This window comes from Stenotrophomonas maltophilia group sp. LNF247 (assembly GCF_054083135.1).
Genome location: NZ_JBSRQL010000006.1, coordinates 89,124 through 114,745, shown reverse-complemented (window position 1 = coordinate 114,745; position 25,622 = coordinate 89,124). Strand labels below are relative to the sequence as shown.

The 25,622-nt window shown below is 66.5% G+C and carries 18 protein-coding genes; 15 read left to right on the top strand and 3 right to left on the bottom strand.

Annotation, left to right across the window (positions count from 1 at the left end; all coding sequences use genetic code 11):
• Window positions 1-100 precede the first annotated feature (100 nt).
• Both smc and zipA read left to right on the top strand, forming a co-directional pair.
• Window positions 101-3,604: a chromosome segregation protein SMC gene (gene smc, locus ACTXG9_RS08345; RefSeq protein ID WP_019660369.1), complete on the top strand. Its 3,504-nt coding sequence runs from the start codon at window positions 101-103 to the stop codon at window positions 3,602-3,604.
• Window positions 3,605-3,650: 46 nt separating this feature from the next.
• Entirely contained in the window at window positions 3,651-4,388 is a 738-nt protein-coding gene (gene zipA / locus ACTXG9_RS08340; protein ID WP_019660368.1) for a cell division protein ZipA, read from the top strand.
• Between the two features lie 95 nt (window positions 4,389-4,483).
• On the opposite strand, the gene ACTXG9_RS08335 is transcribed toward zipA, so the two are convergent.
• On the bottom strand, window positions 4,484-5,608 hold the full coding sequence (locus ACTXG9_RS08335; RefSeq protein WP_111102647.1) for a pyridoxal phosphate-dependent aminotransferase: 1,125 nt from the start codon (window positions 5,606-5,608) through the stop codon (window positions 4,484-4,486).
• A gap of 280 nt (window positions 5,609-5,888) precedes the next feature.
• Between ACTXG9_RS08335 and ligA the strand changes: the two genes are divergently transcribed.
• The 10 genes from ligA to ACTXG9_RS08285 all read left to right on the top strand — a co-directional run bounded on the left by ligA (window position 5,889) and on the right by ACTXG9_RS08285 (window position 20,609).
• On the top strand, window positions 5,889-8,360 hold the full coding sequence (gene ligA, locus ACTXG9_RS08330) for an NAD-dependent DNA ligase LigA (protein ID WP_456115682.1): 2,472 nt from the start codon (window positions 5,889-5,891) through the stop codon (window positions 8,358-8,360).
• Window positions 8,361-8,407: 47 nt separating this feature from the next.
• Window positions 8,408-8,893: a GNAT family N-acetyltransferase gene (locus tag ACTXG9_RS08325; protein ID WP_019660365.1), complete on the top strand. Its 486-nt coding sequence runs from the start codon at window positions 8,408-8,410 to the stop codon at window positions 8,891-8,893.
• Window positions 8,890-9,846 (top strand): EF-P lysine aminoacylase EpmA, encoded by a 957-nt coding sequence (gene epmA / locus ACTXG9_RS08320; protein ID WP_021202737.1) that lies wholly within the window; start codon window positions 8,890-8,892, stop codon window positions 9,844-9,846. Before ACTXG9_RS08325 ends, epmA begins: the two co-directional genes overlap by 4 nt.
• Window positions 9,847-9,987: 141 nt before the next feature.
• Window positions 9,988-10,716: a DUF3011 domain-containing protein gene (locus ACTXG9_RS08315; RefSeq protein ID WP_021202738.1), complete on the top strand. Its 729-nt coding sequence runs from the start codon at window positions 9,988-9,990 to the stop codon at window positions 10,714-10,716.
• A 47-nt stretch (window positions 10,717-10,763) separates the two neighbouring features.
• Window positions 10,764-11,828: an S-methyl-5-thioribose-1-phosphate isomerase gene (gene mtnA, locus ACTXG9_RS08310; RefSeq protein WP_111102642.1), complete on the top strand. Its 1,065-nt coding sequence runs from the start codon at window positions 10,764-10,766 to the stop codon at window positions 11,826-11,828.
• Window positions 11,829-12,089: 261 nt separating this feature from the next.
• The gene (gene gyrA, locus ACTXG9_RS08305; RefSeq protein ID WP_111098195.1) at window positions 12,090-14,804 is read left to right on the top strand and encodes a DNA gyrase subunit A; all 2,715 of its coding nucleotides are present in this window, start codon (window positions 12,090-12,092) and stop codon (window positions 14,802-14,804) included.
• Window positions 14,805-15,168: 364 nt separating this feature from the next.
• Window positions 15,169-17,691 carry a membrane-bound PQQ-dependent dehydrogenase, glucose/quinate/shikimate family gene (locus ACTXG9_RS08300; RefSeq protein ID WP_329859288.1) on the top strand — a complete coding sequence of 841 codons (2,523 nt, stop codon included), beginning with the start codon at window positions 15,169-15,171 and terminating at the stop codon, window positions 17,689-17,691.
• A gap of 219 nt (window positions 17,692-17,910) precedes the next feature.
• A complete protein-coding gene (locus tag ACTXG9_RS08295; protein ID WP_021202742.1) occupies window positions 17,911-18,393 on the top strand; it encodes an REP-associated tyrosine transposase in 483 nt (160 codons plus the stop codon).
• Between the two features lie 232 nt (window positions 18,394-18,625).
• Window positions 18,626-19,111: a DUF4952 domain-containing protein gene (locus tag ACTXG9_RS08290; RefSeq protein WP_188250490.1), complete on the top strand. Its 486-nt coding sequence runs from the start codon at window positions 18,626-18,628 to the stop codon at window positions 19,109-19,111.
• A gap of 64 nt (window positions 19,112-19,175) precedes the next feature.
• A complete protein-coding gene (locus ACTXG9_RS08285; RefSeq protein ID WP_207049182.1) occupies window positions 19,176-20,609 on the top strand; it encodes a serine hydrolase domain-containing protein in 1,434 nt (477 codons plus the stop codon).
• A 127-nt stretch (window positions 20,610-20,736) separates the two neighbouring features.
• Here ACTXG9_RS08285 and ACTXG9_RS08280 read toward each other — a convergent pair whose 3' ends face one another.
• Together ACTXG9_RS08280 and ACTXG9_RS08275 are read right to left on the bottom strand one after the other, a co-directional pair.
• Window positions 20,737-21,138 (bottom strand): DUF3037 domain-containing protein, encoded by a 402-nt coding sequence (locus ACTXG9_RS08280; RefSeq protein ID WP_021202745.1) that lies wholly within the window; start codon window positions 21,136-21,138, stop codon window positions 20,737-20,739.
• Window positions 21,116-21,892 (bottom strand): HipA family kinase, encoded by a 777-nt coding sequence (locus ACTXG9_RS08275; protein WP_155029802.1) that lies wholly within the window; start codon window positions 21,890-21,892, stop codon window positions 21,116-21,118. Before ACTXG9_RS08275 ends, ACTXG9_RS08280 begins: the two co-directional genes overlap by 23 nt.
• A gap of 239 nt (window positions 21,893-22,131) precedes the next feature.
• Between ACTXG9_RS08275 and ACTXG9_RS08270 the strand changes: the two genes are divergently transcribed.
• The 3 genes from ACTXG9_RS08270 (at window position 22,132) to ACTXG9_RS08260 (ending at window position 25,609) form a co-directional block, all read left to right on the top strand.
• Window positions 22,132-22,461, top strand: a complete 330-nt coding sequence (locus ACTXG9_RS08270) for a hypothetical protein (protein ID WP_021202747.1) — start codon at window positions 22,132-22,134, stop codon at window positions 22,459-22,461.
• A 166-nt stretch (window positions 22,462-22,627) separates the two neighbouring features.
• A complete protein-coding gene (locus ACTXG9_RS08265) occupies window positions 22,628-25,090 on the top strand; it encodes a S9 family peptidase (protein WP_456115654.1) in 2,463 nt (820 codons plus the stop codon).
• 198 nt (window positions 25,091-25,288) lie between these two features.
• Window positions 25,289-25,609, top strand: a complete 321-nt coding sequence (locus ACTXG9_RS08260; RefSeq protein WP_448141207.1) for a hypothetical protein — start codon at window positions 25,289-25,291, stop codon at window positions 25,607-25,609.
• The last annotated feature ends 13 nt before the right edge of the window (window positions 25,610-25,622 follow it).

Below are 25,622 nucleotides of genomic sequence, written 5' to 3'. Positions count from 1 at the left end.
ACTCAGGGCGTCACACCCGTTCCACGGTCATCGATCCCAACAGGATCAATGACTTGGAGGGTAAACGCAGGCCGCTTGCCGGCCCCAGTCCGGAACCCCTATGCGTCTTTCCACGATCAAGCTGTCCGGCTTCAAATCGTTCGTCGATCCGACCACCCTGCACCTGCCGACCAACATGACCGGCGTGGTGGGGCCCAATGGTTGCGGCAAGTCGAACATCATCGACGCTGTGCGCTGGGTCATGGGCGAGAGCTCGGCCAGCCGCCTGCGTGGCGACTCGCTGACCGACGTGATCTTCTCCGGGTCCAATGCCCGCAAGCCGGTGTCACAGGCCACCGTCGAGCTGATCTTCGACAACTCCGACCACACGATCTCGGGCGAGTACGCCTCGTTCAACGAAATCTCGGTCAAGCGCACGGTCAGCCGCGACGGCACCAGCAACTACTACCTCAACGGCACCAAGTGCCGTCGCCGCGACATCACCGATCTGTTCCTCGGCACCGGCCTGGGGCCGCGCAGCTACTCGATCATCGAGCAGGGCATGATCAGCCAGATCATCGAGGCACGCCCGGAAGACCTGCGCGTGTACCTGGAAGAGGCGGCCGGCATCTCCAAGTACAAGGAGCGCCGCAAGGAGACCGAGACCCGCATCCGCCACACCCGCGAGAACCTGGACCGGCTGGGCGACCTGCGCGACGAGATCAGCAAGCAGCTGGAGCACCTCAAGCGCCAGGCCAAGCAGGCCGAGCAGTACCAGGCCCTGCAGGAAGAGCGCCGGGTCAAGGACGCCGAGTGGAAGGCGCTGGAATTCCGCGGCCTCGACGGACGCCTGTCCAAGCTGCGCGAAGGATTGTCGCAGGAAGAAACGCGGCTGCAGCAGCTGATCGCCGACCAGCGTGATGCCGAAGCCCGCATCGAAACCTCGCGCGCGCGGCGCGAAGAGGCTGCCGACGCGCTCAACACCGCACAGGCGGCGGTCTACCAGGTTGGCAGTACGCTGGCGCGCCTGGAACAGCAGATCCAGCACCAGCGCGAGTTGTCGCAGCGCCTGCACAAGGCACGCGATGAAACCCAGCAGGCCCTGGCCGAACTGGGGCAGCACATCAGCGGTGATGAGGCCAGGCTGAGGGTGCTGCGTGAGGCGGTGGAGGCCGCCACTCCGCAGCTGGAAGCACTGCAGGAAGAAAACGAGATCAAGCAGGAAAGCCTGCGCGAGGCCGAAGAGCGGCTGGCCAGCTGGCAGCAGCGCTGGGAACAGCACACCTCGCAGAGTTCGGAAGCCTCGCGCGCCGGCGATGTCGAGCGCACGCGCGTGGACTATCTGGACAAGCAGATCCTCGATGCCGACCGGCGTCGTGAGGCCCTGGCCGCCGAGCGCGCCGGGCTGGATGTGGATGCGCTGGAAGAGGCCTTCGAGCAGCTGCACCTGCAACACGACACGCAGAAGGCTGCGCTGGATGAGCTGAGCGAAGACGTCGAGCTGCGCAAGCAGGGCGTGGCGGCGGTGCAGGAACAGCAGCGCAATGGCCAGAACGAACTGGCCGAACTGCGCAAGCAGGCCAACGGCCTGCGTGGCCGCCTGGCCTCGCTGGAGGCCCTGCAGCAGGCCGCGCTGGGCCAGGAGCAGGGCGCGGCAGTCGCGTGGCTGAAGGCGCGGGGGCTGGATTCTGCGGCGCGTGTCGGCGAGCGCCTCGACGTGGATGCCGGCTGGGAAAACGCGGTGGAAAGCGCGCTCGGCCACTTGATCGAAGGTGTGCTGGTCGATGACCCGGCCAGCCTGGTCGATGCCCTGGGTGAGCTCGGCGATGGTCACCTTGCGCTGGTCGCCAACGGCGATGACGAGCTGAAGGTCGCCCCGACCTCGCTGGCCGCGCGCGTGCGTGGCCCGGTGGCGATCCGTCGCCTGCTGGCACACCTGCATGCTGCCAAGGACCTTTCCGAAGCGAAGGCGTTGCAGGGCAGCCTGCCGGAAGGTGATTCGGTCATCACCCAGGGTGGCGAGCGCCTGGGCCAGGGCTGGCTGCGCGTATCGCGCTCCGGCGCGGCCCAGCAGGGTGCGCTGCTGCGCGAACGCGAGATCCAGGAGCTTCGCGAGCAGATCGAACAGCTGCAGGACCGCGAGGCCGAGCTGGAAGAACAGCTGGCCGGTTTCCGTGAGCAGCTGCACGCTGCCGAACAGCAGCGTGAAGACGCGCAGCGCGCGCTGTACCAGGCCCATCGTGCGGTCTCCGAACTGGCCGGCCAGTTGCAGGGCCAGCAGGGCAAGGTGGAGGCGGCGCGCACGCGCATCGACCGCATCGAAGGCGAGCTGAAGCAGCTGCAGGAAACCATTGAAGCCAACAACGAGCAGGCGCGTGAAGCACGCTCGCGGTTGGAGAGTGCGGTCAGCAGCATGGGCGACCTGGAGTCGACCCGGCAGCGGCTGGAGGGCGAACGCCGCCAGCTGACCGAAGCCCGCGACCTGGCCCGCGATGCCGCCCGCGCGGTACGCGAGCGCGCGCATTCGTTGGCCCTGACTTTGGAATCGCAGCGGGCGCAGCTGGCCTCGTTGAGCCAGGCGCTGGAACGCATGGGCACCCAACGTGGACAGTTGGATTCGCGGCTGGGCGAACTGCATTCGCAGCTGGACGAAGGTGATTCGCCGATCGAAGCACTGCAGGCTGAGCACCAGAATGCGCTGGAAGAGCGTGTGCGCGCCGATCGCGTGCTGACCGAGGCGCGAACGCTGCTGGACGGCATCGACGCTGAGCTGCGCAATTACGAGCAGACCCGCCACCAGCGCGACGAGCAGGCGTTGGTCCAGCGCGAGCGCATTTCGCAGCGCAAGCTCGACCAGCAGGCGCTGGTGCTCAGTGCCGACACCCTGCAAGCGGCGGTGGAAAAGGCCGGCTTCGTGCTGCAGGACGTGCTCAACGCACTGCCCGAGGATGCCCGCCTGGGCGACTGGGAGCAGGCGGTCCACCAGATCGATGCTCGAATGCGCCGGCTGGAGCCGGTCAATCTGGCGGCCATCCACGAGTATGGCGAGGCGTCGCAGCGCTCGGACTACCTGGATTCGCAGCACGCCGACCTGACCACAGCGCTGGAAACCCTGGAAGACGCGATCCGCAAGATCGATCGCGAGACCCGCGGCCGCTTCAAGGACACCTTCGACCGCGTCAACGCCGGCGTGCAGGCGCTGTACCCGCGCCTGTTCGGCGGCGGCCATGCTTACCTGGAGCTGACCGGTGAAGACCTGCTCGATACCGGCGTGACCATCATGGCGCGCCCGCCGGGCAAGCGCGTGTCCAGCATCTCGCTGCTGTCCGGCGGTGAGAAAGCGATGACCGCGGTGGCGCTGGTGTTCGCCATCTTCCAGCTGAATCCGGCGCCGTTCTGCCTGTTGGATGAGGTGGACGCACCGCTGGACGAAGCCAACGTCGGCCGCCTGGCCAACATGGTCAAGGAAATGAGCGAGAAGGTGCAGTTCCTGTTCGTCAGCCACAACAAGGCGACGATGGAGGCCGCGCACCAGCTGTCCGGCGTGACCATGCGTGAGCCAGGCGTCAGCCGCCTGGTCAGCGTGGACCTGGAAGAGGCCGCGCGATTGGCGGGCGCGGCCTGACGTGCCATCCTAGTTACCTGAATGAACTAGCCGGAGAACCTATCGAATGTCCGACACGGCACTGTTGCGCATCGGCATCCTGGCCGCCGGCCTGCTGTTGATCGCCGCGATCTTCCTGTTTGGCCGTCCGAAGAAAAAGCCCCAGGGGCGCCGCGTGGAAAGCGCGGAGCCCACCAGTGGCGAGCGCCGTGAGCCGGTGCTGGGCGACGACGGCGTCGCCGTGGCCGAGGGTCGCGTCGAACCGGGCATGGGCACGGAGGGCGAGCAGGCCGAACTCGGCCTGACCGATACCGACCCGGGCGCCAGCGACCTCGGCAAGCGCGCCACCCAGGATTTCGACAAGATCGTCTCGCTGTTCGTGGCCGCCCGGGCCGGCGAGCAGCTGCGTGGCGAGGACATCGTGGTGGCCGCAGAGAAGACCGGCCTGGTGTTCGGCCACATGAACGTGTTCCACCGCCTGGTGGAAGGCCACCCCGAACGCGGGCCGATCTTCTCGATGGCCAGCATCATGAAGCCGGGCAGCTTCGACATGGCCAACATCCGCGCCATGGAAACCCCGGCCATCGCATTCTTCCTGACGCTGCCGGCGCCGCTGACCGCGCTGGACGCCTGGGAGAAGATGCTGCCGACCGTGCAGCGCATGGCCGAGCTGCTCGATGGCGTGGTGCTGGATGACAGCCGCAACGCCCTGGGGCGCCAACGCATCGCGCACATCCGTGACGAGCTGCGCGCCTACGACCGCCAGCACCAGGCACCGCCGCTGACCAAGACCCCTCGCTGGTAAGCGCCATGGTGTGCCGACCAACGGTCGGCACCCACAACAGTAGATCCACGCCATGCGTGGATGGGGCGAACCAAGGTTCGCCCCTACCAACAGGGTCAGGCCGGTACGCCGGCCACCTTGGCGAACGCACGGCGGAATGCGGCCATCTCCTCTTCGGTGCCGACCGTTACGCGCACGCGCTGCGGCCAGATCGGCCAGCTGCGCCCGATCACCACGCCGTTCTCCGCCATTGCCTTGGCGAACGCGCTGCCATCGCGCTGCACGTCGACTATGAAGCAGTTCGCCTCCGAGGGTACGCAGCTGAACCCGCGCTTGCCGAGCCAGGCGATGGTGGCCTGCCGCACCGTGGCGTTCTGCAGGCGCCGCTGGGGGATCAGCTGCGGGTCGCGCAGGCTGGCCAGTGCCGCCGCCAGCGCCGGAACCGGCAGCGGGTTGTCGCCCAGGCTGGCCAGTTCGCGCAGACGGTCGGGATGTGCGGCCGCCACGCCCAGGCGCAGGCCGGCCATGCCGTACAGCTTGGAAAACGTGCGCAGCACGATCAGGTCATCGCGCTGCGTCACCTGGGTGATCAGGCTGGGCTGATCGCTGTACTGCAGGTAGGCCTCGTCGACCAGCACGCGGGTCGATGCGGGCTTGTGGGCCAGCAGCCAGGCAAGCTCATCTGGCGGGCTGATCGACCCAGTCGGATTGTTCGGGTTGCACACATACAGCAGCCCGGTCGGGCGCGCGTGCGCGGCAGCGACCATCGCACGCAGGTCATGCGCACCGTCCTCGCGCAGCGGCACCTTCTGCACATGCGCACCGTGGGCGGCGGCGACCTCGCCGAGCGTCTCGAAGGTCGGGTCGGCGACTACAAGTCCCGCCTGCGGCCCGGTCCACAGCACGGCGGCACGGTTCAGCGGTTCGCTGGAACCCGGATAGAGGCGCACGTGATCAGCCGGGATGCGCGCCTGCTCGATGAAGGCATCGCGCACTTGGCCTGCCAGCGCGAAGCGGTAGCGACCGCATCCGGCGATGCTGTCGCGTGCTGCCTGCTGGGCTGCAGGCGAGGGGCCGTAGGGACATTCGTTGAAATTCAGCAGCACCGCACCTTCGGCGGGGGCGGGAGCGGCGGCTGTCGCCGGTTGGGTATGGCCAAGCTGCGGCAGCCCGCTGCCAGCGACGGCGAGGCCAGCACCGGCCAGTTGCAGGAAGCGTCGACGGGAAGCAGGCAGGGTCACGGGCACGATTCCGAAGGGCAGACCGTCGCACGCTAGCGCTGGTCGCGGTGGGCGGCAAGCCCGCTTTTTGTAGTGCCGAGCCATGCTCGGCTGCAGGTGTGCCAACCAAGGTTGGCACCTGCCGGGGCGGGGAGAAGGTCGGCACCTGCCGGGAGGGGAGAAGGTTGGCCACCAGGGCAGGGGAGCGGCCGTCGAGCATGGCGCGACGCTGCGAAGGCAGGGCGTTACAGGGCCTGACGGCCGGGCGCGGTAGAATCCCCGGCCATCCCAGAACCACCGGATCCCGATGAGTCCCAGCCCCGCCGAACGCGCCGACGACCTCCGCCGGCAGATCGCCCAGGCCAACCGCGCCTACCATGAGCTGGACGCGCCGGAGATCCCCGACGTCGATTACGACCGGTTGGTGCGCGAACTGGAAGCACTGGAGCGCGAACATCCTGAACTGGCCCGCGCCGACAGCCCGACCCAGCAGGTCGGTGCGCGTCCTTCCGGCCGCTTCGCCGAGGTGCGCCATGCTGTGCCGATGCTGTCGCTGTCCAATGCGTTCAGCGACGGGGAGGTGGCTGATTTCGTGCGCCGCATTGACGAGCGGCTGGGGCGTCGCAGCCTGCGGTTTTCGGCCGAGCCGAAGATGGACGGGCTGGCGATCAGCCTGCGCTACGAGGACGGTCATTTCGTGCTCGGCGCGACCCGTGGCGATGGCACGACCGGCGAGGACGTGACGGCCAATCTGCGCGAGATTGGCGACATTCCCAAGCGCCTGCACGGCAAGGACTGGCCGGATGTGCTGGAGGTGCGCGGCGAGGTGTACATGGCCCGCGCCGACTTCGAGGCCTACAACGAGCGTGCGCGCCTGCACGGCGGCAAGGTGCTGGCCAATCCGCGCAACGCGGCGGCCGGTTCGCTGCGCCAGCTCGACCCGAAGATCAGTGCGCAGCGCAGGTTGAGCTTCTTTGCCTACGGTACCGGTGAAGTGCAGGGCGGCGAGCTGCCCGATACCCATTCGGGCACCCTGGCCCAGCTCGGCGCCTGGGGCTTCCCGGTCAGCGAGCTGTGCAAGGTGGTGGAGGGCACTGATGGCCTGCTCGGCTACTACCGCGATATCGGTGAGCGCCGCGATCGCCTGCCGTTCGACATCGACGGCGTGGTCTACAAGCTGGATGACCGCGCCGGCCAGCAGGCCATGGGCTTCGTTTCGCGCGCGCCGCGCTGGGCCATCGCGCACAAGTTCCCGGCGCAGGAACAGAGCACGACGGTAGAGGCCATCGAGATCCAGATCGGCCGCACCGGTGCCGCAACACCGGTCGCGAGACTGGCACCGGTGGCCGTGGCCGGCGTGATCGTGTCCAACGCCACCCTGCACAACGCCGACCAGATCGCACGCCTGGATGTGCGCGTGGGCGACAGCGTGATCGTGCGCCGTGCCGGCGACGTGATCCCGGAAGTGGTCAGCGTCATCCTCGATCGCCGCCCACAGGGCACTATGCCGTGGCAGATGCCGACGCGCTGCCCGGTGTGCGGCTCGGAGATCGTGCGCGAGGAAGGGGCAGCGGCATGGCGCTGCTCGGGCGAACTGTCCTGCCCGGCGCAGCGCAAGGAAGCCATTGCCCATTTCGCCTCGCGTCGCGCGATGGACATCGATGGCCTGGGCGACAAGTACATCGAAACCCTGGTCGACGCCGGCATCGTCAGGAGCGTGGCCGACCTGTACCGGCTCAGTCGTGACCAGCTGCTCCACCTGAAGCTGGTGCTGGATGCGGAAGACCCGTCCGCACTGGCCGCTGCGCTGAAACCGCATCTGCCCGCCGAGGGCAGTGGCGCGGTACTCAACGCCGTGCTGAAGCTGGACGGCAGCGATCCGGGCTGGCGCGCGCAGGCGCTGGCACAGCCCGCCAGCTTCGAATGGAACACGAAGAAGATCGCCACCAAGTGGGCCGACAACCTGATCGCAGCAATCGACGCCAGTCGTGCCGCCACGCTGGAACGCCTGCTGTTCGCGCTCGGCATCGAACACGTTGGCGAGAGCACCGCCAAGGCCCTGGCGCAGTGGTTCGGTGACCTGGAACTGATCCGCCATCTGCCGTGGCCGCTGTTCAAGCGCGTGCCGGACATCGGTGGCGAAGTGGCGCGCTCGCTCGGTCACTTCTTCGAACAGCAGGGCAACCAGCAGGCCATCGATGACCTGCTGCAGGTCGGCCAGGTGCACATCAGCGATGTACATGCCCCCAGTGCCAAGCTGCGCGAGGGACTGGACCTGGCGCAGCTGCTGGTCGAATCGGAGATCCCCGGCATCACCCGTCTGCGCGCCGAAAAACTGGTGGCAGCGCTCCCGGGGGCACAGGCGGTGCTCGATGCCGAGCATGGCCAGTTCGTCAATGCCGGCTTGCCCGATGACACCGCGCGCGGACTGGCGGAGTGGCTCGATGCCGATGGCCATGGCGAGGTGTTGCTGGCGGCCGAGAAGGCGATGCAGCAGATCCTGGCCAAGGCGCCGGCGCTGGCCGAGATCGTCGCGGGCCCGCTGGACGGGCAGACCGTTGTGCTCACTGGCACCCTGGCCCAGCTCACCCGCGATGTCGCCAAGGAGCGCCTGGAGGCGCTGGGCGCCAAGGTTTCCGGCAGCGTGTCGAAGAAAACCAGCTTCGTGGTCGCCGGCACCGAGGCCGGCTCCAAGCTGGACAAGGCGCAGTCGCTGGGCGTGCCGGTGTGGGACGAGGAACGCCTGCTGGCCTACCTTGCCGAACACGAATGACGATCCCGCCGGGTGCCGCGCCTGGCATGCAGCACAAAGGAACACAGATGCAGACCGCCCCACTGGATTTCCGCCTGGCCACCCGTGCCGACGAGGAATTGTTGATCACCTTGATGCGCGAGTTCTACGCCGAAGACAGGATCGACTTCGATGACGCGCGCGTGCGTCGCGGCGTGGACGCGCTGCTGGCCGATCCGCGCAATGGCGAAGTGCTGTTGTGGCTGGACGAGGCGGGCGAGGTGGTCGGCTACGCGGTGATCGCGATGGGCTTCAGCCTGGAGCAGGGCGGCCACTTCATGCTGCTGGACGAGCTGTACCTGAGCCATCGCGCGCGCGGTCGTGGCCGCGGCAAGCAGGCGCTGGCCATCTGCGAACAGCGCGCTCGCGGTCGTGGCGTCAGCCGCCTGCGCCTGGAAGTGAACCACCACAACGAACTGGCACGCCGCCTGTACCTGGCCAGCGGCTACATCGACGATACGCGCGATCTGCTGACCCTGCCGCTCGACCATCCGCGCCCGGAGGGCATCCTGTGAGCGAGGCCCTGCTGCGCGCGCTGCAGCAGCGCGCCGCGCTCAATGCGCTGGTGCGCCGCTTCTTTGCAGAGCGCGATGTGCTTGAGGTGGAGACGCCGATCCTGTCGGTCGCGGGCAACACCGAGCCGAACATCGACAGCTTCCATACCGACTTCACCGGCCATGTCGATGCCGGCGGACGCCGCCGATGGCTGCGCACCTCGCCGGAGTATCCGCTCAAGCGCCTGCTCGCTGCCGGCGTGGGCGACTGTTATGAACTGGGCCGGGTGTTCCGCAATGGCGAGGCCGGCGGCCGCCACAACCCGGAGTTCACCATGCTTGAGTGGTACCGGGTCGGCTGGGACCACCACCGGCTGGTGCAGGAAACCGCCGAGCTGGTAGGCCAGGCGTTGGCCCTGGTCGGGCGCCATGCGACGCTGCATGTGCTCAGTTACCGGGAGCTGTTCCAGCAGTACGTGGGCGTGGATCCGTTCGAGGCCGATGAGGCCGCGCTGCGTGCCGCGCTGGGCGAGGTGCACATTGACCCGGTCGGGCTGACCCGCGATGACTGGCTGGATCTGCTGATGACCCACCGTATCCAGCCGCGCTTCGATGGCGATGTCATGACCGTGGTCCACGACTGGCCGGCCAGCCAGGCAGCATTGGCCCGCGTCCGCCCGGGCACGCCCCCGCTGGCCGAACGTTTCGAGCTGTACCTGGGCGCGGTGGAACTGGCCAACGGCTACCACGAACTGAACGACGCCGACGAGCAGCGCGCGCGCTTCCAGCGCGATCTGCAGCGCCGCCACGAGCGCGGCCAGGTGCTACCGGCCGTGGACGAGGCGCTGCTGTTGGCGCTGCCGTCGATGCCCGCCTGCGCCGGGGTGGCGGTGGGTGTCGACCGCCTGTTGATGGCGATGAACCGCACGCCGCGGATTGCTGATGTGCTGGCCTACGACTTTGCCCACGCGTGAGTGCGGCGCACGTTCCTGAACGTTGAAGACTGAACGGATTGCCGCGTTTCCGCGCTTGCTTCGGTAAGCGGGATGATGCTCTTATCACGGCAGATGCGGGACACTGGCATCGGAATTCGTCCACTCCTATTGGGGAAGGCATTGGTCAAGTGGTTTGCGGTCGTGGCGGCACCGGTGTACTCCATCGCGCTTTGGGGTACCTGGCTGCCGTCATCGGCGTCGGCCCAGCAGGCAGGCTATGACGGCGAAGTGGTGACCTGCGAATCGCGCGACATGGGCTGGGTGCACTGCGATATCGATGTGGACAACGGCGTCGATCTGGTGCGCCAGCTGTCGAGCAACAGCTGCATCCGCGGCAGCGAGTGGGGCACCGACCGCAGCGGCGTGTGGGTCACCCTTGGCTGCCGCGCCGAATTCCGGGCGCGCCGTGCGCAGGGTGCGGCGCCTGCGGCAACGGAAGGCAAGCGCCTGGTGCGCCGCGTGGTGCGCTGCGAATCCAATGGCCGTCCGCAGAGTTGCCCGGTACGCCTGGATGGCGCGCCGGTGCGCCTGCTTCGCCAGTTGTCGGTGCTGCCGTGCCGCGAAGGCCAGGGATGGGGCTACAAGCGCAATGAAGTCTGGACCAGCCGTGGCTGCCAGGGCGATTTCGAGGTGGCCGACGAGGAGGGCCGCTTCGTCGATGTGCCGCGCCGCCTGACCTGCGAATCGAAGTCGAAGAAGCGCCGCTTCTGCGGCGCCAGCATTTCGGTGGGTGCTGTGGTCTCCGAGCAGCTGTCCAGCACGCCCTGCGAGGAAGGCAGCACCTGGGGCTGGAACCGCAACGGGATCTGGGTGGACGGCGGCTGCCGCGCCGAATTCTCGGTGAATTGAGCCGGGGCAGGCTCCAACCACGCGGGGCGTGGCCCTACAATGGGCCCATGAACACTGCCTCCGACATCGACTACGCCCGTTACGACCACATCCGCCCGATCCTGTGGACCGGCGATGCCTTGCAACTGCTGGACCAGCGCAAGCTGCCGTTCGTGGTCGAGCACGTGGTCTGCCATGACAGTGACGAGGTTGCCAGCGCCATCCACGCGCTGACCGTGCGTGGCGCGCCGGCGATCGGTATTGCCGCCGCGTGGGGCGTGGTGCTGGCGGCACGCGAGGTGCAGGCCGCCGATGGCGCGCATGCGCTGCAGCAGCTGGAGCCGGCCCTGCAGCGTCTCAATGCGTCGCGCCCGACGGCGGTCAACCTGGCCTGGGCGCTGGCGCGCATGCGCCGTTGCCTGAACGCCGCCGGCGCAGACTGGAAGGCGTTGCTGGAGGCGGAAGCGCAGGCGATTGCCAATGAAGACCTGGCCGCCAACCGCCACATGGGGGCGCTGGGTGCTGGCCTGATCGAGGCCGGCAGCGGCGTGCTGACCCATTGCAATACCGGCTCGCTGGCCACCGCAGGCTTCGGCACGGCGCTGGGCGTGATCCGCGCTGGCATGGCCCAGCACCGCATCGCCCGCGTGTTTGCCGGCGAGACCCGGCCCTGGCTGCAGGGCGCCCGCCTGACCGTGTGGGAACTGCAGCAGGATGGCATCGACGCTACCCTGATCGCCGATTCGGCTGCCTCGCACCTGATGAAGACCGGCGCCGTGCAGTGGGTGATCGTCGGCGCAGACCGCATCTGCGCCAATGGCGATACCGCCAACAAGATCGGCACCTACCAGCTGGCCATCGCGGCCCGCCATCACGGCGTGAAGTTCATGGTCGTAGCGCCGTCCTCGACGGTGGACATGGACACCGTGGACGGCAGCCAGATCGAGATCGAGCAGCGCGATCCGGGCGAACTGTACGGCGTGGGCGGGACCCGCACCGTGGCCGAGGGCATCGCCGCCTGGAACCCGGTGTTCGACGTCACCCCGGGCGAGTTGATCGACGCCATCGTGACCGAGCGCGGGGTGATCCTGAACCCGACCGCCCACAACATGCGCACCGCCTTCGACGGCTGAGGCGGGACAGGATCGAGGATGTCTGTAGAGCCGAGCCCATGCTCGGCTCAGCCAGCGAATCCGCCGCAGCCGAGCATGGGCTCGGCTTTACAGGGCGGTATGGGGCCCTAAGTTCCTGATTTGTGCCGGTAAAATCCCCGTGAAGGGAGGCGGAAAACGGCCTGTTGTGGTAGTATCCACAGGTTGAATCGAGGTTCCGGCGCGACCCCCTCCCGCAGAGGGCTGCGCCGGACTGGACCGCTACCAGACAACGGAACCCGAATGGCAGAAACCGCCAAGGAAATCATCCAGGTCAACCTGGAAGACGAGATGCGCAAGAGCTACCTCGATTACGCCATGAGCGTGATCGTGGGCCGCGCGCTCCCGGATGCGCGCGACGGCCTCAAGCCGGTGCATCGTCGCGTGCTGTTCGCGATGAACGAGTTGAACGCGCACAGCAACAAGCCTTACTTCAAGTCGGCGCGTATCGTCGGTGATGTCATCGGTAAGTACCACCCGCATGGCGATCAGTCGGTATACGACACGCTGGTGCGCCTGGCTCAGCCGTTCTCGCTGCGCTACATGCTGGTCGACGGCCAGGGTAACTTCGGTTCGATCGACGGCGACTCCGCTGCGGCGATGCGATACACCGAGGCGCGCATGTCGCGCCTGGCGCATGAGCTGATGGCGGACATCGACAAGGAAACCGTCGATTTCCAGCCCAACTACGATGAAAAGGAACTGGAGCCGACGGTCATGCCGACCCGGTTCCCGAACCTGCTGGTCAATGGTTCGGCTGGCATCGCGGTGGGCATGGCGACCAACATCCCGCCGCACAACCTGAGCGAATCGATCAACGCCTGCATCGCGCTGATCGACAACCCGGACATCGATGTCGACGGCCTGATGGAATACATCCCGGGCCCGGATTTCCCGACTGCCGGCATCATCAACGGCACCGCCGGCATCGTCGCCGGCTACCGCACCGGCCGTGGCCGCGTGCGCATCCGTGCCAAGGCCGATATCGAAGTGGCCGACAACGGCCGCGAATCGATCATCGTCACCGAAATTCCTTACCAGGTGAACAAGGCGCGTCTGATCGAGAAGATCGCCGAGCTGGTCAAGGAAAAGAAGATCGAAGGCATCAGCGAGCTGCGCGATGAGTCCGACAAGGACGGCATGCGCATCTACATCGAGATCAAGCGCGGCGAATCTGCCGAGGTTGTGCTGAACAACCTGTACCAGCAGACGCAGATGGAATCGGTGTTCGGCATCAACATGGTGGCGCTGGTCGATGGCCGCCCGCAGTTGATGAACCTCAAGCAGATGCTGGAGGCGTTCGTCCGCCACCGTCGCGAAGTGGTCACCCGCCGCACCGTGTTCGAGCTGCGCAAGGCGCGCGCCCGTGCCCATGTGCTGGAAGGCCTGACCGTCGCACTGGCCAACATCGACGAGATGATCGAACTGATCAAGACCTCGCCGAACCCGAATGAAGCCCGCGAGCGCATGCTGGCACGCGTGTGGGAGCCGGGCCTGGTCGGTGCGATGCTGGGTGCCGCCGGTGCCGAAGCATCGCGTCCTGAAGACCTGCCCAAGGGCGTGGGCCTGATCGAGGGTGGCTACCAGCTGACCGAGATCCAGGCCACCCAGATCCTGGAAATGCGCCTGCACCGCCTGACCGGGCTGGAGCAGGACCGCCTGACCGACGAGTACAAGCAGCTGCTGGAAGTGATCGCCGGGCTGATCCACATCCTGGAAGATCCCGATCGCCTGCTGCAGGTCATCCGCGAGGAGCTGGTCAACGTCAAGGCCGAGTTCGGCGACGAACGTCGCACCGAAATCCGCCACAGCGAAGAAGACCTGGACATCCTGGACCTGATCGCGCCGGAAGACGTGGTGGTCACCGTGTCCCACGCCGGCTACGTGAAGCGCCAGCCGGTCAGCGTGTACCGCGCGCAGCGCCGCGGCGGCCGTGGTCGCAGTGCGGCGGCGACCAAGGAAGAGGATTTCATCGAACAGCTGTGGCTGGTCAACACGCACGATACGCTGCTGACCTTCACCAGTTCGGGCAAGGTGTTCTGGCTGCCGGTCTACCAACTGCCGGAAGCGGGTTCCAACGCCCGTGGCCGTCCGATCATCAACTGGATTCCGCTGGAACCGGGCGAACGCGTGCAGGCCGTGCTGCCGGTGCGCGAGTACGCCGATGGCCAGTTCGTGTTCTTTGCCACGAAGAACGGTACGGTCAAGAAGACCCCGCTGGGCGAGTTCGCCTTCCGCCTGGCCCGCGGCAAGATCGCGATCAATCTCGATGAGGGCGATGCCCTGGTCGGCGTCGGCCTGACCGACGGCCAGCGCGACATCCTGCTGTTCGCCTCCAATGGCAAGACCGTGCGCTTCGGCGAGGACAAAGTCCGCTCGATGGGCCGTACCGCAACCGGCGTGCGTGGCATCAAGATGCCGGCTGGCGAGGAAGTGGTCAGCCTGATCGTGGCCGAAAGTGCCGGTGGCATCGAGGACGAGAACGACGACGACAACGGTGTCGAGGAAGCCACCGCCAATGGCGATGCGGTGATCGATAGTGCCGATGACGCCAGCGTGCAGTACATCCTGACCGCCACCGAGAACGGCTATGGCAAGCGCACCCCGCTGCCGGACTACCCGCGCAAGGGCCGTGGCACCCAGGGCGTGATCGGCATCCAGACCACCGAGCGCAACGGCAAGCTGGTCGCTGCGGTGCTGATGGGCTCGAATGACGAAGTCCTGCTGATCTCCGATGGCGGCACCCTGGTGCGTACGCGTGGCTCGGAAATCAGCCGCGTCGGCCGCAACACCCAGGGCGTCACCCTGATCCGTCTGTCCAAGGATGAGAAGCTGCAGGCGGTGGAGCGCTTGGATGCCTCGATCGATGAGGACGAGGACGAGGTGGCGGTCGCCACCCCCGCCACGACCGACGGCGCACCGGCTGCGGCCAGCAGCGAGGACGCCGCGCAGGAATGACCCTGCCGCTGTGAGAGGTACCCGACGACGCCGGCCCTGTGCCGGCGTCGTCATTTCTGCGGATCTTCCGGTCGTGGTGGATTCTCCGATCGCTGCGGACTATCTGATCGCTGCGGACCATCCGATTGCTGCGGACCATCCGATCGCTGCGGTAGAGTCGACTGTTAGTCGACTGCTCTGCGCACGGCGATGAAAAGCCCGCGCTGCGCGCGATAGTCGACTAACAGTCGACTCTACCCAGCCGACAATCACCCAGCCGACAATCACCCAGCCGACGATCACCCCGTCAGGTCCACCCAGAAAATACGCGCGCGCTTCACATCGGCGGTGGGATAAGGGCGCATGCTGCCCCCGGAGATCGACGATGTCCGCCACGCCGCAGTCCGCTCCCGCCCGCGCCTCCCGGCATCCCCTTGTCACCGTGCTGTCGCTGCTGCTGGTCGTGCTCGGCCTGGTCATCGGCGGCTTGGGGGCGTGGCTGCTCAGTCTCGGGGGCTCGGCCTACTACGCCATCGCCGGGGCCGGCCTGCTGGCCAGCGGCATCCTGCTGTTCGGCAACCGCCGCAGCGGGGCGCTGCTGTACGCACTGGTGTTCATTGGTACGCTGCTGTGGACCTGGTGGGAGTCAGGCAGCGACTACTGGCGCTGGGTGCCGCGGCTGGGCCTGGTGACCGCGCTCGGCATCGTGCTGGCGCTGCTCGCGCCGACCCTTCGCGAACCGGTTTCAAAACGCCTGTCGCGCAGCGTGGCGGGCGTGCTGATGCTGGTGTTCGTGGCGGCCTTCGGTCTGGCTTTCGCCCCGCATGGCGAAGTGGATGGGCACTTGCCATTCCCGGAAGGCGCAGCCAGTGCCGGACTGGAACCTACGCGCGATACCACTGGCCTGCAGCCGGCTGACCAGCCCGCCGAAGGCGACTGGCCGGCCTGGGGGCGCAGCAATGCCGGCACCCGCTACTCGCCGCTGCAGCAGATCACCCCGGCCAACGTGGCCACGTTGCAGCTGGCCTGGCAGTTCCGTACTGGCGACATGCCGAACAACCGCTGGGGTGCGGAAACCACGCCGCTGAAGGTCGGCGACCGCGTGTACCTGTGCACCGCGCGCAACCGCCTGATCGCACTCGACGCCGCCAGTGGCAAGGAACTGTGGCGGTTCGATCCAAAGGTGAGGGATGCTTCGATTCCGTATACCGCCGCCTGTCGTGGCGTGAGCTATTACGAGCAGCCCAGCACGCCGACCATTGCCGATGCGGCGTTGGCCGATGCGGCTGCGGATCTGGCCCTTCCCGAGCCACCGCCAACGGTCACCCGCAGCGCCGCACCCGGCAGCCGTCCGGCGTGCTGGGCGCGCATCATCGAAGGCACGCTGGACGGGCGCATCATTGCAGTGGACGCGGACAGCGGCCGTCCGTGCGTGAATTTCGGCAACAACGGCCAGGTCGACATCACCCTGGGCATGGGCGAGGTCCCACCGGGCTATGTTTCGATCACCTCGCCACCGGCCATCGTGCGTGGGGTGATCGTCACGGGTCACCAGGTGCTGGATGGGCAGCGCCGCGATGCGCCGTCGGGCGTGATCCAGGCCTACGACGCGGTCACCGGCAAGCTGCGCTGGGCGTGGGACATGGACCAGCCCGAGCGCAGCGGACTGCCGCCACGCGAGCAGACCTATACGCGTGGCACCCCGAACATGTGGACCACGGCCACCGGTGATGAGGCGCTCGGGCTGGTCTACCTGCCGCTGGGCAATTCAGCCGGTGACTACTGGAGTGGCTCACGCACTGAAAACCAGAACCGCTACTCGACCTCGCTGGTGGCGATCGAGGTTAGCACTGGCAAGCCGGCCTGGCATTTCCAGGCCGTGCGCAAGGATGTGTGGGACTACGACCTCGGTTCGCAGGCCAGCCTGATCGACTACCCGACGGCTGCAGGCAAGGTGCCGGCGATCCTGCTGCCGACCAAGCAGGGTGACATCTACATTCTCGACCGCCGCAACGGCCAGCTGCTGACTGCTGCCGAAGAGCGCAAGGTACCGGTGGGTGGCGTCGAGCCCGAGCAGCGTTCACCCACCCAGCTGTTCTCGCTGTACCACACGCTGCGTCGCGAGCATGACCTGACCGAGCGTGACATGTGGGGCATCACCCCGATCGACCAGCTGGTCTGCCGCATCCAGTTCCGCAAGGCGTACTACGAAGGCTTCTACACGCCGCCGAGCAGCGAGCGCCATTCCATCGAATACCCCGGCTACAACGGCGGCTCGGACTGGGGCAGCGTGTCCATCGACACGCGACGCGGCGTGATCGTAGCCAACTACAACGACATGCCCAACTACAACCGGCTGGTGCCACGCGCGGAGGCCGACCGGCTGGGCTGGTTGCCGCGCGAGAAGATCCGCGCCGACAAGGGCGGTGGCGAGGGCGCCGGCGATCCGCAGGTCGGCACGCCGTATGCCATCGACGTCAACGCCGGTTGGCGCCTGCCATTCACCGGCCTGCTGTGCAAGCAGCCGCCCTATGGCGGCATCCGTGCCATCGACCTGCGCACCGGCAAGCTGCTGTGGGACCGCCCGTTCGGCAGTGCACGCGGCAATGGACCGTTCGGCATCCGCTCCGGCCTGCCGATCGAGATCGGCACGCCGAACAACGGTGGTTCGGTAGTGACCGCCAGCGGCCTGATCTTCATCGCCGCCGCCACAGATGACCTGCTGCGCGCCATCGACCTGAAGACCGGCAAGGAGCTGTGGCATGCCAAGCTGCCAGCGGGCGGGCAGGCCAACCCGATGGTGTACGAGCAGGCCGGCCGCCAGTACGTGGTGATCATGGCCGGCGGCCACCACTTCATGGAGACCCCGAAGGGCGATTACGTGATGGCATTTGCGCTGCCCAGGTAGTGCCGACAGGGTATAACCGATTGGGTAGAGTCGACCGGGTAGAGTCGACTGTTAGTCGACTGCTCTTTTCTCCCGCGCTGGAAAGCCCCAGCTTCGCGCGACAGTCGACGCTACCCGGGCGACTCCACATCCCCGGACGCTGTATCGAGATGATCCCTGATCCTGGCGTTGGCAATGAACCGATGTCGGGAATCCATCCTGGCGGGCATTCTCGAACTCATGCCCAGCCCTCAACTGCTTGCCGGCCGCCGATCCATCGTCGGCAACGTCTACACCATCACCATGGTGTGCAGGAACCGCCATCGCGTCTTCGATTGCCCTGCCAATGCCGACCTTGCCATGCAGCTCCTTGGATCGATGGATCGGGAAGGCCTGACTGCGTCGCTTGCCTGGGTGATCATGCCGGATCACATCCACTGGCTGGCTCAACTACGTGGCCATTCGCTGGGCTACTGCGTGCAGCGCTTCAAGGCGCGCAGCAGTTTTCTGATCAACCGGCGGCGAGGGAAGCAGGGTGCAATCTGGCAGGCGGGTTATCACGACCATGCGATCCGCAGTGACGCATCGCTACAGCGGCACGCCGGCTACATTCTGGCAAATCCCGTTCGAGCGGGTCTTGCCGAGCAGGTGGGTGACCATCCGTACGGATGGTGCCGCTGGCCGCTGAGCGAGCTGGAGTCGCCCTCCGAGGGTGAATGCTGATACAGCCAACCCGGTAGATCCGACCGGATAGGGTCGACTGGTTCTCTCGATCACGCTGGGAGGCCCGCGCTACGCGCGATAGTCGACTAACAGTCGACTCTACCTTGCCGGTCTACCGAGGGGCTACACCGTCACCACCACGTTGTGACGCTTCAGCGAAGAGAGCATGGCGCGGCGATAGCGCAGACATCGGTTAGCATTCCGGCGACTCTCTGCGAAGGATCGCCCCGTGATGTCTAATCCGATGTTCCATCCTGCCCTCTACGTTCTGCTGCTGGCGTCGTTGTCCGGCGACCGCGCTCCTGCGCAGGCGCTGGCCGACTGGGAGCTGCAGGGTCGTGCCGACGGCCTGGCGCGACCAGACACCCCCTGCCAGGATTTCCTGCAGGCAATGGGGCGGAAGCCGGCAGGGCTGGAATATGTGGGCTGCACCCAGGACGACGTGTCCTATATCAAGCCCATGCAAGCCCACTACCGCGTCGCCGGCGCACGCGCCGAGCAGGTCGAAGCGTATCTGCACACGACGTTCGGAATGCCGAAGTTACGTTACACCTGCTGTGGCTGGAGCAGTGGCGGGCCCTACAGCTGGCGCGAAGGTGCAGGCACGGTGAGGTACCAGATCGGGATGGGGGTGGAATCGCTGCCGCATCCGCGCAGCGATTGGCGCCGCATCGAAGCATTCAACGTCACCGTGGAGGTGACGCGGCAGAGCCCGTAGCGTGGATGCGGCAGGCGCATGCTTGCTCTAGGATGCGTGCAGGGATCCCTGCAAAGGAACTGCGATGAAGGCTGTTGGACGTCTGCTGCTGTGCGCTGCGCTGGCCTGTCCGCTTCTGACGGCCGTGCCGGTTTCTCCTGCGATTGGCGCAACCACCTCCGAGCCTGCACATCCGCATGCGCAGGACGCCATCGATGACTGGCTTGCGGCCTTCAACGCAGGCAGCCTCGATGCGTTGCAGGCCTTCGCCGACAGGTATGCGAAGAAGGAAGGCAGTGCTCCCAAGGACTATCTTGAGTTCCGCGAGAGTACCGGCCCGATGCGCGTGCTGGAAACGCGCGAGGGCACGCCTGGTCAAGCGAAGCTGCTGGTGATGGGCCAGCTGAACGAGCGTGCGATGTGGGTGACGGCGGAGATGGACCCGGACCACCCAGCGCACTTGAAGCTGTTCCACATCGAAGGCACCGAAACACCGGACAAGTACAAGCCGGAGCGTGTTGCGTTGCCGGCCCTGATGGCTGACGCCAGGACGAAGCTGGACGCGCTGCGTACACAGGACGCGCTGTCGGGAGCGCTGCTGGTGGCGCGCAACGGCCAGGTGCTGCTGGATTGGTGGGGCGGCGAGGCGGATCGCGAAGGCGGCATTCCGGTGCGGGCGGATACACGCTTCCGGTTGGCCTCGTCCAACAAGATGTTCACCTCGGTGGCCATCCTGCAGCTGGTGCAGGCCGGCAGGCTGGGGCTGGACGATACGATCGGCAAGCACCTGCCCGACTACCCGAACAAGGCTGTCGCCAATGTGGTGACGGTTCGCCAGTTGTTGACCCACACCAGTGGCCTTGGCGATTTTTTCGGCGATGATTTCGATCAGTATTCGGCCTCGCTGAAGACGCTGGATGACTACGTGCAGCGCTTCGCCAAGGATGCACCGCAGTTCGCGCCCGGTAGCCAGGACAGCTACTCCAACTACGGTTTCATCGTGCTTGGGCGCATCATCGAGGCCGTTTCAGGGCAGTCGTACTACGCCTACGTGGACGACCACATCCTGCGACCGGCTGGCATGACCGGCACCGGCTTCGAACCGGAAACGGTGAAGGTGCCACAGCGTGCCGTTGCCTACACGAAGACGAACGGGCAATGGACGCGTGAAACGAAGTCGCTGCCCTGGCGCGGCATGTCTGCCGGAGGCGGCTACAGCACGGCCACCGACATGCTGAGGTTTGCCGAGGCGTTGCGCGGCGGAAAGCTGGTCTCGCCGGCAGTGCTGCAGCAGGCCACCACGGCACAGAATCACAAGCGATGGTATGGCTTTGGCTTCGTGGTGCAAGGCGAGGGCAGGGAACACCAGTACGGCCACGAGGGCGGTGCGCCGGGGTCGAACAGTGCCATCGTGGTGATGCCTGCGCAGGGGTATGTGATCGTTGGCTTGGCCAATGTTGATCCGGACGGAATTGGCAACGTGGTCAATTACATCGCGCGGCGGTTGCCGTTGCAGTGAGCGCGGGGCGATACGTGTAGAGTCGACCGTTGGTCGACTATCGCGCGAAGCGCGGGCGTTTCGATCTTTCCGCGAACGGCAGTCGACTAACAGTCGACTCTACCCAGTCGACGTCACCCAATCGACGTCACCCGGTCGCTGCCGGCACCCGCACCATCTTCGTCATCAGATGCTCCACCACACCGGCCGGATCGGCGGTACGACCCACATGCGTGCTCGACATCTGCACGATCGAGCTGCGCTTGGCGGTGAGGAAGTGGAACCGTGCACGCGCGGGCAGCTGTGCGATCGGCCCGGCGCTGGCGTCGCCGCGGCAGATCGCCACGATCGCATCCAGCCACGGCTGCAGCGCCTCCTGGTCCAGCGCCGGCGCGAAGGCGCGCAGGCGCGCAGGATCGATCTCGATGGCCGCCTCCAGATGACGCGCACCAGGACAGGAGACGATCACCCCGACGTTGATGAACTCCTCGCGTTCCACCCGCGGTACCACGCGGATGACCGCATAGTCATACGTGTGCAGCGTGGGCACGGATGGCCTCCTGCACGAACACCGCACGCACTTTCAGGCGATGCTTGAGATAGTCGATGTAGCCTTGGCGATAGGCCTGCGGGCTTTCGAATGCCGGCTCGTTGACCAGCCAGCTGTCCGGCACCAGGCCGACGATGCGCTCGATCTCGGCATCGGTCAGGCGCGCGGCCAGTTCGGCATCCACCTCGGCGACGCGGCTGGCGAACGACAGCAGCACGTGGTCGCGGATCAGCACGAACGGCTTTTCGCAGGCATCGCCGGCGTTGGCCCAGTCGTGATGGAAGTACATGGCCGCACCGTGATCGATCAGGTACAGCTTTCGATGCCACACCATCAGGTTGGGATTGCGCGTGGTGCGATCGACGTTGCTGGTGAACGCATCGAACCAGACGATGCGCGAGGCGAGGTCTGGATCCACCGGCATTGCCGCCGGATCGTAATTGATCGCGCCGGGCAAATAGTCCAGGCCCAGATTCAGGCCCTCGCTGGCGCGGATCAGCTCCTGGATCTCCGGGTCGGGCTCAGTGCGGGCGAACTCGCGGTCCAGCTCGACGAACAGGATTTCCGGAATCGGCAGGCCCAGCGTGCGTGCCATCTCGCCGGCGATCAGCTCGGCGATCAACGCTTTCGGGCCCTGGCCGGCGCCACGAAACTTCAGCACGGCCATGCCGTCGTCGTCGGTCTCGACCACGGCCGGCAGGGAGCCACCTTCCCGCAAGGGCGTGATGTAGCGGAGGGCATGTACGGTGCGCATGCGTGCATTCTAGCGTGGGTGCAGGTGCAACCCTCTGATCGGCGGGGACCGATTTCGGCCTTCACCTGTCCCTTCTGCCTGCGATGGCAGCATCGTGCTCCAGGAACCCTTGGGTTCATGGGCGTACTGGCACTCTCGATGCAGAGGCTCCAGGCTGGGTACCTGCTCGGCTGCCAGCGACGCGCACTGCGAAGCGGAAACCTCATCCACGATGTCCTGCAGGCTACGGAGGTGCACCGATGAGCGACGAATTCACTCCCATTCTGCCGGCCTTGGACGATGCCAAGGCGGAAGAAATGATCGGCAAGGTCGTACTGGTCGGGGTCACCCGCTATGGTGGCGACGGCCAGGTGAAGGGGCTGGAGCAGTACGCCGGCACGGTGTTGCGCATCAGCGCCGACGAGGGCGTGGTGCTGGCCGACGAGAATGATGGCCACGAGCGCTACCTGCCGCCGATGCTGGACCAGTACCAGCCAGCCGAGCCTGGGGAATACCGCATGCGCACCAGCGGCATGATCGTGGTCGATCCCGATTACCTGGCCACCTGGGACCTGCACGCGCAGCAGTAGTGCCAGGCCACGCCCGGCAGGTGCCGGCAGTTCCGCGGCACCTGCCGGGGCTGCACTTTGCCCCATCCGGCCACTAGCCCTTCCGGCCCATTCACGACAACCCCTGCGGTGCTAGATTCGGGTTCATGCCCGATTCCGGGTACCCATTCACACCCAGGGGATAAGGATGCTCATCCGTCGAACCTCTCTGGCGGCGGCCGTTGCCGTTGCCACCGTCGGCCTGCTGGCCGCTGGCCCGGCGCTTGCCGATTACGCGAAGCCGCCGGAACACCTGCTCAAGGTGTTGAAGGCACCGCCGCCGCCGGCGCCGAACGTGGCCCCGGGCGGCCAGCGCCTGCTGCTGACCACCGCGCAGACCTACCCTTCGATCAGCCGTGTCGCCCAGCCGTATCTGAAGCTGGCCGGCGTGCGCCTGGAGCCGAAGAACCGCAGTCGCCATGACACCCCCGGTGGCTACGGCATTCCGGCCTGCGTGGCCGACTTCACCCTGGTCGACATCGGCAGCGGCAAGGAGACCAAGGTCAACCTGCCGCAGGGCTGCGCCACCGGCGCGTTGTGGTCGGCCGATGGCAGCCACTTCGCCTTCCAGAATGCGGTCGATACCAGCGTGCAGCTGTGGGTGGGCGATGCGGCCACCGGCCAGGTGAAGCAGGTGCCGAACGTGCAGCTGAACCCGATTTTCGGCTATACCGTGCAGTGGCTGGGCGGCAGCCAGAACCTGCTGGTGAAGCTGGTGCCGGCCAACCAGGGCCCGGCGCCGTCCAATGGCGGCGTGCCGACCGGTCCGGACGCGCAGGAGTCGCTGGGCAGCAGCGGCGAAAGCAGCACCTACGAAGCCCGCGACACGCTGACCAGCGTCCATGACGAGAAGCTGTTCGCTTATTACGGCGCCTCGCAGCTGGCCGTGGTCGATACCGTCGCCAACAGCGTGCGCCCGGTCGGGCAACCGGCGCTGTTCAACGAAGTCAGCGCCGCGCCCGATGGCGTGCACGTGCTGACCGAATCGATCAAGGCACCGTATTCGCATGCGGTGACCTACCAGCGTTTCGCCAACGACGTGGCCGTGCTGGATATCGCCAGCGGCAAATCCACGCCGATTGCCAGCCTGCCGCTGGCCGACCGCGTGCCGGTGCACGGCGTACCGGAGGGCCCGCGCGGTTTCGACTGGCGTGCCACCGATCCGGCCACCCTGGTCTATGCCGAAGCGCTGGACAAGGGCAACTGGAAGGTCAACGTGCCGCACCGCGACCGCGTGCTGATGCTGAAGGCCCCGTTCAACGGCAAGCCGACCGAAATCACCCGTACCGCGCAGCGATTTGAGGGCTTCGCATGGACTGCCGATCCGGCCGTGGCGTTCCAGTTCGAGAACGACGAGAACCGCCACTGGATGCAGACCCGCATCGTCGATGTGGACCAGCCGAAGAAGGAAGGCCGCCTGCTGTGGGACATGTCCAGCGATGAGCTGTACGGCAATCCCGGCAACCTGGTCTTCACCCGCCTGCCGAATGGCGCGCAGGTCGTGCGCCGTGAGGGCAACCATGTGTTCCTCAGCGGCCGTGGCGCGTCGCCGCAGGGCGACCGTCCGTTCCTGGACCGCCTGGACCTGGGCACGCTGAAGAGCGAGCGCCTGTTCCGCAGCAGTGCCGATGCCTACGAACAGTTCCTCGGTTTCAGCAACACGCCGGGGCGCTACCTGACCTGGCACCAGTCGGTGATCGATCCTCCGAACGCCTTCATCCGCCAGCAGGGTGAGGCAGTGGCTGATGCGAAGACCGGCGAGGCGCAGTTCGCGTCCACCGCGACCGCGCTGACCAAGCTGGTCGACCCGACCCCGGAGGTGCGCCAGATCAAGAAGCAGCTGGTGACCTACAAGCGTGCCGACGGCGTCGACCTGTCGTTCACCCTGTACACGCCGCCGGGCTACAAGGAAGGCCAGCGCGTGCCGGCGATCCTGTATGCGTACCCGGCCGACTTCGCCAACGCCGCGCAGGCCGGCCAGGTGTCCGGTTCGCAGCAGACCTTCACCCGCCTGCAGCCGTACCGCCTGATGCTGCTGGCCGGCTACGCGATCATCGACAACGCCTCGTTCCCGATCGTGGGTGACCCGAAGAACGCCTACGACACCTACCTGGAGCAGCTGGAAGCCGACGCCAAGGCGGCGGTGGACAAGGCCGTGGACATGGGCGTGGTCGACCGCAACCGCATCGGCGTGACTGGTCACAGCCACGGCGGCCTGATGACCGCCAACCTGATCGCGCACACCAAGCTGTTCAAGGCCGGTGTGGCGACCAGCGGTTCGTACAACAAGACCTTCACCCCGTTCGGCTTCCAGAACGAACGCCGCTCGGTCTGGCAGGCGCAGGACGTGTACCTGAAGGCCTCGCCGTTCTTCTATGCCGACAAGATCAAGCTGCCGCTGCTGCTGGTCCACGGCGAGGACGACGCCAACCCGGGCACCGAGCCGTTCCAGTCGCGCAAGCTGTACCAGGCGATCCGTGGCAACGGTGGTACCACCCGCCTGGTGATGCTGCCGAACGAACCGCACTGGTACACCGCATTGGAATCGAACGAGCAGCTGGTGGCGGAAATGTTGAACTGGTTTGACACCTACGTGAAGAACGCCAAGTAAGGGGACGGGAAGGCCGCCTCAGGGCGGCCTTCCTGCATGCTGTAGAGCCGAGCCCGTGCTCGGCTGGCGTTCGCCTGTAAATGGATTGAGGTGCTCTGCATTCAACTGTGGAGACTCGGTAACGGCGTGTTACCGGCACATTCCTGCGTCATGCAAATGGGCTAGGCTCAGGCTGTGTGCTCGTTCCAGATCGGTGCAATGAAAGCCATCTTCCTCGCTGCAGTGCTGTCGTTGGCCTCGATCCCAACGGCCTATTCTCAAGCGTTGCCCACAGAGCTGACGCAGCTGGGCATCGTCGCCGGCATGCCCTACGCCAAGGCCAAGCGCCTGATGGATGCGGCAGGGTGGCAGGCGAGTCCGGTTCAGGGCGCGCTTGAGTCACTCGAGGGCTTTCCGGAAGTCGGATGCCAGAAGGGAGGAACCCGCTGCACGACGACCTTCAAAAAGGACGGTCAACAGATCGCGGTGCGCCTGGGCACCACCCTGGCAGGGCAGCCGTTCGTGCAGGGCGCGGACTGAGCGCGCCCGTTGC